The organism is Cupriavidus sp. FW305-26, assembly GCF_058787975.1.
In genome coordinates this window covers 25,626-36,242 of sequence record NZ_JBYTAH010000071.1, presented here as the reverse complement: position 1 = coordinate 36,242, position 10,617 = coordinate 25,626, and the positions used below count along the sequence as shown (strand labels likewise).

Here is a 10,617-nt window from a genome sequence, read left to right as displayed (position 1 = left end):
CCTTTCCAGAAGAAGACGGTGATCGAGATTCTTGACGAGGTGCTTGCGGACTACCCGTTCTCGGTGGAGAAGCGCCTCGACACCTCGGTGTATCCAAAGCTCGCCTGGGAGGTGCAGCATGGCGAGACCGATGCGCATTTCATCCAGCGCCTGACCGAAGAGTATGGCATTACATACTTCTTCGAGCATGACGGCGGACACCATCGGCTGATCCTGGCCGCCGAATTGGGCGCGTACCGCGCGTTTCCCAGCGAGGCCTATCGCACGCTGCCCATCTATCCGCGTGGCTTCAAGATCGACCAGGAACATCTGGTCCGCTTCGATCCGGTCAACCGGCTGCGCACGGGCAAGGTGACGCTGAACGACTACGATCCGCGCAAGCCGCGCGCGAATCTGACCACCGACAACAGCCAGCCGCGCAATACCAGCTTCGCCGACTTCGATCGCTACGAGTACCCGGGCGACTATGTCGATCCGGCGGTGGGCGAGATGCGGGCGAGGATCCGCATGGAGGAGCGCCGCTCGCGTGGCCGGCGTGCGCGTGGCGTGGGTGCGCTGCGCGGAGTGGTGGCGGGCTGCACCTACCTGGTGAGCAATCACGGCAACCCGGCGATGAACCGCGAGTATCTGGTGATCGGTGCGACGCTGGAGCTGGAGGATGTCGGCGGCGAATCCGGCAGCGGGCAACAGTTTTCGTGCCGCGTTGCGTTTGAAGCGCACCCCACTGATGAAGTCTTTCGCCCGCCGCGCACGGTCGGCAAGCCATACGTGGCCGGTGTGCAGCGGGCCGTGGTGACCGGCCCGAAGAACCAGGAGATCTGGTGCAACGATCACGGCAACGTGATCATTCAATTCGAATGGGATCGCTACGGGAAGTACGACGAGAACTCGTCACCGTGGATTCGGGTGGTCAATGGCTGGTCGGGCGACCAGTTCGGCGCGATGCATATTCCGCGTATCGGGCAGGAGGTCATTGTGGCGTTCATCAACGGTGATCCGGACTGTCCGGTGATTGTCGGGCGGGCGCCGAATCAGCTCAATCTGCCGCCGTGGGCGCTGCCGGGGCAGCATGCCTTGTCGGGGATTCGCAGCAAGGAGTTGTTTGGCGGGCGCCACAATCACCTGCTGATGGACGATACGAAGGATCAGATCCAGGCGCAGCTGTCCTCGGATCACCAGGCATCGCAACTGAACCTGGGCTATCTGACCGGGGTGCCGGACCACGCCGGGCGCAAGGACCGGCGTGGTGAAGGCTTCGACCTGCGCACCGATGGGCAGGGTGCCATACGCGGTGGGAAGGGCTTGTTCGTTACCGCGGAAGGGCAGGTAGGCGCCATGGGCGGGCACCTGTCGCGCGACGAGTTTATCCGCTGCATGGAGGCGGCGCTGGAGGCGGCGAAGGCGTTGGGGGACTATGGCCATGCCCATGAAGGGCTGGCTGCCGATACAGATCCGCAGGCCGAACTCACGCGGGCCGTCAGGGAGTGGGACGCTGGCGCCAACAACCACAAGGACGTGCCTGGTGAGGGAGGTCAGCCGCTGATCGGTGCCTATGCGCCGGCGGGCATGGCACTGGCCACGCCCAAGATATTGACGACGTATGCCGGCAAGCATATCGACACCGTCTCACGGTTGAACCAGCAAATGACCGCAGGGCAGCAGTTCGTTGTCAATGCGGGGCAGGGAATCGGGTTCTTCGCGCACAGCGGTGAGCTGCGCGGCATTGCGCACCAGGGCAATCTGCTTCTGCAGGCGCAGAAATCCAACATCGAAGCGAATGCCAGACAGAACGTAGTGGTGACCGCAACCGATGGCAACATCGTTCTGAACGCGGGCAAGAGCCTGAGCTTGATGACAGCGGACGGCGCCGGCATCCGCATTGGCGGAGGCAAGGTGGATATCTATGGTCCTGGCGGGATCCTGCTGCATACGTCGGATTTCGACATCGTAGGGCCGTCCAGCCTGAACGGACCGTTGCCGCAGTTTAGCCAGGGTGACGCGGGCCGAAAGTTCCTGCTGAAGGCAGGCGAGCTCGAGCGACCGGTCCCCAATGCACCCTACCAGATTGTCAAGGCGGACGGCAGTGTGGTGGAAGGTGTAACCAATGCCGCTGGCGAAACCGCTCAGTCGGCTTCGGATCTGATCGAGGCGGTGAGCGTAAAGATATTTGCGCCCAAGCTGTACTGAGTCTGCTTCGCATCGATTGTCACGGAACCAGATATGAGTGCACCCATAGTATCCAGACAAGGGGTCAACCCGATTGCCAGCGCCGACGACATTCACGTTCCAAGTAAGGCGCTCCGAAAGCTCGACCTGAAGACGCTGCCCGGAATCATCATCTTCGTGCACGGTGTGAACTCGAACGGCGAATGGTTCGCCAGCGCTGAAGAAGGCTTGTGCAAAGGCTTGAATCAGCGCCAGCAGCGTGGCGAAACGGGTGATACGTACGATATGGGGGCGCTACGGCCAGCGCAGTATCTGTCGGAGCTGACACCCAAGGGCTACCTGTCCCGGGAAGTCAAGGCGACGAACTTCGTTGCCGATGGCGACCAGAGCCCCATTATCCGATTCCGTTGGGGCTATAAAGCTGCCAAGGAGGACCTGGCGACAGTTGGGCCAAACATCTTGCTTGACGAAGAGGATGCCTGGGGCGGCGGCCCCTTCGCCAACGGATGCTCTGCCCTGCCGGATCTGTGGACCACGGGCACGGTCACCGACCTGTTTGCCGGGTTGCAGGCGCAGGACCTGAATACGGAGACAAGCCGGCTGATCTACGGCTGCCCCCCACGCCACTATGGCGCGCATGCCGCCCGGCGTCTGGCCGCACTGGTGGCGCAAGTCCGGGCCAAGCATATTGAGGCCTATGGCAAGGCGTGTCCGGTCACGGTGGTCTGTCACAGCCAGGGCAATATGGTCGGCATGGCCTCGGCATTTATTGGCAAGCATGACTTCGGCGGGGATGGCGTGGCGGACACCTATGTACTCGCCAATCCGCCATACAGCGTCCTGCCAAACTTCTTCGATAACTTCGGGCAATACAACGCCGATACGGACCTGGGCCGCGTCACCGTTTTCGCGCGGCGCAAGACGCTGGATCGCTTCTTTGAGATTGTCGGTGCCTCCAGCTTTGATCATGCCAGCGACGACTGCGTCAACGCCCTGACGCCCACCCGGCGTCCCAAGCAAGGGGAAGCTCCCTGGACGGCCGGGAAGGACAGCAAGGATCGTCAGACACGCAAGCACGTCTTCCTCTATAGCAATCCCCACGATCAAGTGATTTCAGTGAGCACCGTGCAGGGGATGGGGTGGCTGGGCCTGTCGAAGGAGGTGCTGGCCGGTACCGATCACGACATGCTGGAGTCGGCCAAGGCGCGCCGCGATCGCCCCTATGCTTTCGCGCATCATGCCGAAGTCTTGTTCCAGCGTGTGTGGGCCCAGGGCAATCCGGGCAAGTATGGCCAGATGCCATTCGAAGTGGGTGCCAAGCCAAGCAACTTCGTCTATTACGACAAAGGTAACCCGTCGAAGGTCGATCCGATCCAGGGCGATGGCAAGGCATTCTGGTACCGCAAGCCATTGCCACTGCGCTTTCATCTGACGCGGGTATGGCAGGACGACCAGCGCGGCTTCGGAGAAAAGCTTGGTGCGACCGCGCTCGGTGGAATCTATGAAATGACCTTCGCCCTGCTAAGGGTGACGACCTTCGGGCATGTCAACTATGTGCCCGTGAACGCTGATCCGCCGGACGGCTGGACCGTGCCGATCAATGCTCCGGCAGTGAAGGAGGCCATCGCGCCGCGGGCCATCCACCTGTATCACCCCGACAAGCGGGCGCCTGACGACGGCGGGCAAAGCGCGAAAGCCGGGACCGTGGAAGGGATCTTCAACCAGGGACCCGAGTCGCACACGGATGCGCTCAATCCGGCAGGCAGGAGCGACGACATCTACGACAAGTACCGGAGCGCGGGGCAGGGCGCGGCGGACTACAGCGACGAAGCGGCGCTGCGCTATGAACACAATGCCAGCGTGCGTCAGCTTGCCCGACGCAAGGCTGACGATCCCTATGAGGCGGCCATTGAGCAGATGAAGGATGGCGGGGACCCTGCGGGGGACGAGTATGCGGAATTCCGCGAGTTCGATGCAGACAAGCGCGGGTATTTCCTGAAATACGCGGTGGATCTGAATGCTACGAACCACTCGACCATCCTGACCAATCCGGTGCACTGCGAGAAGGTGCTCGCCTATGACGTTGATGTGGGCATCTGCATGATGCCGGAGGCGGAGATGAAGTGGCTGAGGCAACTGGCGGACTGGCGCTACTCCAAGCGTAAGGATATGAAGGAATGGACTTGGTACTACGGTTCCGGTCGGATCAACGGAGATCGGTTGGAAAGTCAAAAGGATTACAAGGCTGATGTTCCGAGATCGCTTGGTATGGACGACGAGCGCACGGACAGCCGCCTTTCGCAGACGCCTTCCGAAACTAGGCATCAGCGGCTCACCGAGAATGACCTTGTCTTTGGTGGGCAGATCCTGCAAGGAGGGCCAGGTGAGCGCCACTAATCGACGTTCGCTACCCATCAACTGTCTTGCCATCGTCATGGCGGGAGTCGCCATCGTGGCGCTCCTGTCGGCCTGCTCTACGGGAAAGCCCATGTCCAACTATCACCGAGATCCGTCGCCGTATCCCCTTGCTGCGCGCACACCCGCGAGCGGTCCCAACGCGCCAGCCGCATATGTACTGGGCGTGCAATGGATGAATCCATTGATGTGGAAGGACTACCCGACCCATTGGAACCTGCTGTGGGCGCAGGGAATGGCGGACCGCAATCCGTCCGATACGGACAGCCCGCATCTGAAGCTTGGTGATGCGCCGGGACTACTCGTGCAAGGGGTCAACCCGGTCTGGAAGGATGACAATCCTAATCCGGTGTACTGGCAAGCGCTGGAAGACCTGATTCATGAGCCGCTCTATCCACTGGGCTACTACACGGCAGTCAGCGCGAATTACTTCTATTCGATCCGAAACGGCACGCGACGGCCGGATTTTGCCGACATCCGAGTGTTCGCCGGCATGCCGCAGACATGGATCAATACACCCACCTATATCAAGGAGTCCAATCGATACATGAATGGCCGGGACCGATTGGCAGAGCAGATCGATTGGGGAATGCCGGCACCGTCGATTCTGGCAGAGAACGAAGAGCATGCCGATGAGCGTATGGCGGACTATTTTGTGAAGAACTATGCCGGTTATGACGGTCAGCCCAGAAGGGGGCTCCCTTATGACTCGGACATGGTAATCGGCCTGCCAACCTTCACGCTTAACGCAGCGCGCCGGCTGTTCTCCATGGAGATCTATAGCGCGGCCGAGGCGATGAGCCTGAAGATCTTCCCCGAACCAAAGCTGGCCAATGTCACGGTGATGGCGGGCGAGGAAGCCGTGGGCTTCTATGACCTGCAGGCGGCGATTGCCTACCTGAACGCCAACCCGAAGAAGACGGTGTGGGTGTACACCATGGACGCGCCCAACTACCCGAAAGGCGAGCAGACCAACGAAAATTCGGTGCTGCTGATCCTGGGACATCCCAGCGCGGATTGGGGCTATGCGCCGCTGGCGGCGCTGTACACCCCGCAGCAGCACGAGGGCGGCATCGGAGCGAAGTCAGCTACCCCTGGTGGCGCGTGGCAGGGCCTGCTGCAAGCCGTGCAAGCGCAAGTGCCGCAGGAGCATCCGGTCGACCGCGTCTACCACGACATGGACCGGCGCGCGCCCAATGTGACCACAGTGCTTGCGCCCCTGCGTGCGGCGGTGCACCAGCAGTGGCCGGACCTGGACCAGTTGAAAGACTTCCGCAGCGTCTCGGAACATATGGTGGGCCCGGCCCGCGCGGCCAGCGCGGGGCTGAACATTGCCTATGCGGTGGCGTATGCGGACCAGACCGGGCATAGCGCAGTCGTGACCAGCGTGGTGGATCCCAACGATGCGTGGACGGTGCTGGTGGCGCCACCGCCAGGCTGGACCAGGCGCGAACCTCCCAAGGAATGGCCGCGGGCGCGGGGCAGGACAACTGCCTACTACCCGTGGTTCGGCAAGCAGACGGATGGGCGTTGAGGGGATGAAAGAACCATGGCCACTCGCATGAACAAGGTAGCCGTACGGCGCGCGATTGCCGTCATGGTGGGCGCCACCGTCGCGGCGCTCCTGTCGGCCTGTTCATCGGGAAAGCCCATGTCCAACTATCACCGAGATCCGTCGCCGTATCCACTTGCTGCGCGCACACTCGCGAGCGGCCCCAACGCGCCGGCAGCGTATGTACTTGGGGTGCAGTGGATGAATCCGCTGATGTGGAAGGACTACCCGACCCATTGGAACCTGTTGTGGGCGCAGGGAATGGCGGACCGCAACCCCTCTGATACGGACAGCCCGCATCTGAAGCTCGGTGACGCGCCGGGATTGCTCGTCCGCGGGGTCAACCCGGTCTGGAAGAATGACAATCCCAATCCGGTCTATTGGAAAGCCCTTGATGCCCTGATCCGTGAGCCGCTCTATCCACTGGGCTACCACACGGCGGTCAACGCGAATTACTTCTACTCGATCCGGAACGGCACGCGACGGCCGGACTTTGCCGACATCCGAGTATTTGCCGGCATGTCGCAGGCGTGGATCAATACACCCACCTATATCAAGGAGTCCAATCGATACATGAATGGCCGGGACCGATTGGCAGAGCAGATCGATTGGGGAATGCCGGCACCGTCGATTCTGGCAGAGAACGAAGAGCATGCCGATGAGCGTATGGCGGACTATTTTGTGAAGAACTATGCCGGTTATGACGGTCAGCCCAGAAGGGGACTCCCTTATGACTCGGACATGGTAATCGGCCTGCCAACCTTCACGCTTAACGCGGCGCGCCGGCTGTTCTCCATGGAGATCTATAGCGCGGCCGAGGCGATGAGCCTGAAGATCTTCCCCGAACCAAAGCTGGCCAATGTCACGGTGATGGCGGGCGAGGAAACCGTGGGCTTCTATGACCTGCAGGCGGCGATTGCCTACCTGAACGCCAACCCGAAGAAGACGGTGTGGGTGTACACCATGGACGCGCCCAACTACCCGAAAGGCGAGCAGACCAACGAAAATTCGGTGCTGCTGATCCTGGGACATCCCAGCGCGGACTGGGGCTATGCGCCGCTGGCGGCACTGTACACCCCGCAGCAGCACGAGGGCGGCATCAGAGCGAAGTCAGCTGCCCCTGGTGGCGCGTGGCAGGGCCTGCTGCAAGCCGTGCAAGCGCAAGCACCGCAGGCCCATTCGGTCGACCGGGTCTACCACGACATGGATCGGCGCGCGCCCAATGTGACCACAGTGCTTGCGCCCCTGCGTGCGGCGGTGCACCAGCAGTGGCCGGACCTGGACCAGTTGAAAGACTTCCGCAGCGTCTCGGAACATATGGTGGGCCCGGCCCGCGCGGCCAGCGCGGGGCTGAACATTGCCTATGCGGTGGCGTATGCGGACCAGACCGGGCATAGCGCAGTCGTGACCAGCGTGGCGGATCCCAACGATGCGTGGACGGTGCTGGTGGCGCCGCCGCCAGGCTGGACCAGGCGCGAACCGCCCAAAGAATGGCCGCGGGCGCGGGGCAGGACAACTGCCTACTACCCGTGGTTCGGCAAGCAGACGGACCGGCGTTGAGGGGATGAGAACAATGGTCAATTGGATGAACACGCTTTGCCACCAACGAGGATTTCGTCGGGGCGCTCCTGCTGGCTCGCTCATCGGAAGAGTTGCACCGGCCCATTGCAGTATGTACGCCATTTACCTGGGAGCAGATATATCGATGGCAGATTCCATTGTTGTCGTTGGCGATGGTCACACGCATGGCGGCGTCGTGCTGGCAGGCTCGCCCAACCGCAAGATCAACGGTCGCCCTATCGCACGTCAGGGGGATGCAGTCAGTTGTCCCTTGCATGGGATAAGCCGCATTTCGCAGGTAAGAGGCCTGTACAAGGTCGATGGCGTGCCAGGTGCGGTCAGCGGTGATATGACGGATTGCGGCGCGGTACTGATTGGCTCGGTGTCGGCGCGGGTGGGCTCATGACTCGCAAGGCTCTCTTGATACGGCACAGGATGGCGAGAACCGTGTCGCTGCTTGGCCTATTCGCAGTATCGGTCCTCGGCTCGGCCTGCTCCACAGCACCGGCCCAGCGCGAGCAGATGAAGCTGGATCTGGCTGTATCCGCCAAAGATACCGTCAACCCTGACGACAAGGGCAGGCCCTCTCCGGTCCTGGTTCGGGTCTACGAACTCAAGACCGACAGCGCGTTTGAGAATGCGGACTACTACTCGCTGGAGAAGTCGGACAAGACGCTGCTGACGCAGGATCTGCTGGCACGAGACGAGTTCATCCTCCGGCCCGGCGAGTCGCGCGACATCGAGCGCAAGCTCAATCCGGACACGCAAGCCATCGGCATTCTGGTCGGGTACAGGGAGCTTGGCAAAGCCACCTGGAGATCTGTCTACAAACTGCCACCGGCGCCGGACGCTGCGTGGTACCGCATGGCAATTCCGGCACGCAAGGTCAAGCTGCAAGTCTCGTTGGACCAGCAGACCATCACAATTTCCAAACCTGATTGAATCCATGAGCTGGTACAACAAGGTCGTCTGGAGCGAGGGACTGTTCCTGCGCCCGCAACTCTTTCAGCAGCAGGAGCGCTATCTGGAACACTACGCGCACAAGCGTAGCGCCGCGCTCAGCCCGTTCTTCTGGGGCTTTCACCATTTCTCGATCGATGCTGAAGCGCTCTCGCTGGGTAAGCTGGTGGTCTCCAGTGCCGCTGGAATCTTCCAGGACGGTACGCCCTTCGACGCTCCGGCACATACGGCAGTGCCGGCGCCGCTTGCGCTTCAGGCCGAGCACCTGAATCAGATCATCTGTCTGGCGGTGCCGATCCGCACGCCAAATGCGGAAGAAACGAATTTCGATGATGCCACGGATTCCCTGGCGCGATACCGTGCCTTTGAGCAGGAATTGCTGGATGCGAATTCGATCGCACAGGGACCAAAACTGGTGCAGTTGGCAGACTTGCGTCTTCGGCTTTTGCCGGAGAAGGAACTCTCCGAGTCCTGGCTTGGCCTGCCGTTGACAAGAGTGACGGAAATCCGCGCCGATGGCAGTGCCAGACTGGATGCAGCGCTGATTCCGCCGGTCAATGTCTACACGGCCAGTGCATTGCTTCAAACATGGCTTACCGAAATCCACGGCCTCCTGCATCTCAGGGCCGATGCGATGGCCGAGCGCCTGTCTGCTGCCACTATGCGGGGCGGGGATGCTGCCGAAGTATCGGAATACCTGATCCTCCAATTGCTGAACCGGTACGAGCCGATTCTGACCCACCTGCTGAAGGCCAAGGCCGCGTCGCCAGAGGTGTTGTACCTGCACCTGGCGGCATTGTCGGGGGAACTGTCGACGTTCGTGCGCACCCAGACCCGTCGGCCGGCTGAGCATGCGGCTTATCGGCACGATGCTCCGCATCTTTGCCTGAAGCCATTGGTTGACGACCTGCGCTTCCTGCTCAATGTGGTGCTGGAACGCGCTGCGCAGCGGATTGAAATCACGGAGCAGTCACATGGGATCCGAACGGCGGTGCTCGATCCGGGCGAGATCGGCCGTTTCGCGACCTTTGTGCTGGCGGTGACCGCGCAGGTTCCGGCGGATCTGTTGCAGCAGCAGTTTCCGGCCCAGACCAAGGTGGGGCCGTCTGCGCGGTTGGCGGAACTGGTTCGGTCCCATCTTCCTGGAATTCCGCTGCAGCCATTGCCGGTGCCGCCACGGCAGATCCCGTTCAATGCTGGCCATGTCTACTTTGAACTGTCCCAGCAGCACCCGCTCTGGGACCAGGTGGCGCAGTACGGTGGGCTGGCGCTGCACGTAGCGGGGACCTTTCCTGAGTTGCGTATGGAACTGTGGGGAGTGCGGCAATGAGCAAGCCACTTGTGTCGAGTGATCCCCAATTGGACTCGCAAGCAGCGCAGCCTGCCAAGGCAGGAGATCGCGCGAGCCCACGCGCCGCAGCGGAGGAGAGCAGCCAGAACGACGCGCGCAAGTCCGTTGAGCAGCGGGTGGAAGAGATCAGCCGCAAGGCCAATCCCTTGCTTGCGGCAGCGCGGCCGCTGTTGCGCGCACTGGCCGACATGCCGACATCGCTGCGACAGGATCAGGCGGCTGCACTGAAGGGAATTCTGGTGGGGGAAGCGAAAGATTTTCAGGCAGTCTGCGAGCGCGCCAATATTCGGCGCGAGCACGTTCTGGCTGCACAGTATTGTCTGTGCACGGCGCTGGATGAGGCTGCCAATGGCATGCCATGGGGGCGCCATACCTGGGCGAACAACAGCTTGCTGATCCAGCTGCATGGCGAAAACGATGGCGGCGAGAAGGTGTTCCAGTTGTTGGGGCGGCTGGCGAGCTCCGCCGCAGAGCACATGGACGTGATCGAGGTGATCTATCACATCTTGTCACTCGGCTTCCTTGGCCGCTATGCTGGCCACGCCGATGGCGATCGCCAGCTCGACGCCATTCGGCAGCGGTTGTTGCACCTGATCAGCGCGGCACGCGAAAG

The 10,617-nt window shown here is 61.7% G+C and carries 8 protein-coding genes; all 8 read left to right on the top strand.

The features are described 5' to 3' along the window. A partial coding sequence (locus AC3WQZ_RS29060; protein WP_492301743.1) for a type VI secretion system Vgr family protein occupies positions 1–2,187 on the top strand: 2,187 nt, incomplete at its 5' end. Positions 2,188–2,220: 33 nt separating this feature from the next. Next, positions 2,221–4,563 carry an alpha/beta fold hydrolase gene (locus tag AC3WQZ_RS29055; protein ID WP_492301741.1) on the top strand — a complete coding sequence of 781 codons (2,343 nt, stop codon included), beginning with the start codon at positions 2,221–2,223 and terminating at the stop codon, positions 4,561–4,563. A 91-nt stretch (positions 4,564–4,654) separates the two neighbouring features. After that, on the top strand, positions 4,655–6,115 hold the full coding sequence (locus tag AC3WQZ_RS29050; protein ID WP_492301740.1) for a hypothetical protein: 1,461 nt from the start codon (positions 4,655–4,657) through the stop codon (positions 6,113–6,115). A 63-nt stretch (positions 6,116–6,178) separates the two neighbouring features. Then, positions 6,179–7,693, top strand: coding sequence for a hypothetical protein (locus AC3WQZ_RS29045; RefSeq protein WP_492301738.1), 1,515 nt, complete (start codon positions 6,179–6,181; stop codon positions 7,691–7,693). Positions 7,694–7,838: 145 nt separating this feature from the next. Continuing rightward, positions 7,839–8,099, top strand: a complete 261-nt coding sequence (locus AC3WQZ_RS29040; protein ID WP_010811517.1) for a PAAR domain-containing protein — start codon at positions 7,839–7,841, stop codon at positions 8,097–8,099. Between the two features lie 29 nt (positions 8,100–8,128). Continuing rightward, the gene (gene tssJ / locus AC3WQZ_RS29035; RefSeq protein WP_010811518.1) at positions 8,129–8,635 is read left to right on the top strand and encodes a type VI secretion system lipoprotein TssJ; all 507 of its coding nucleotides are present in this window, start codon (positions 8,129–8,131) and stop codon (positions 8,633–8,635) included. A 4-nt stretch (positions 8,636–8,639) separates the two neighbouring features. Then, entirely contained in the window at positions 8,640–9,983 is a 1,344-nt protein-coding gene (tssK, locus tag AC3WQZ_RS29030; protein ID WP_454749298.1) for a type VI secretion system baseplate subunit TssK, read from the top strand. Next, a partial coding sequence (gene icmH, locus AC3WQZ_RS29025; protein ID WP_492301737.1) for a type IVB secretion system protein IcmH/DotU occupies positions 9,980–10,617 on the top strand: 638 nt, incomplete at its 3' end. The genes tssK and icmH, both read left to right, overlap by 4 nt.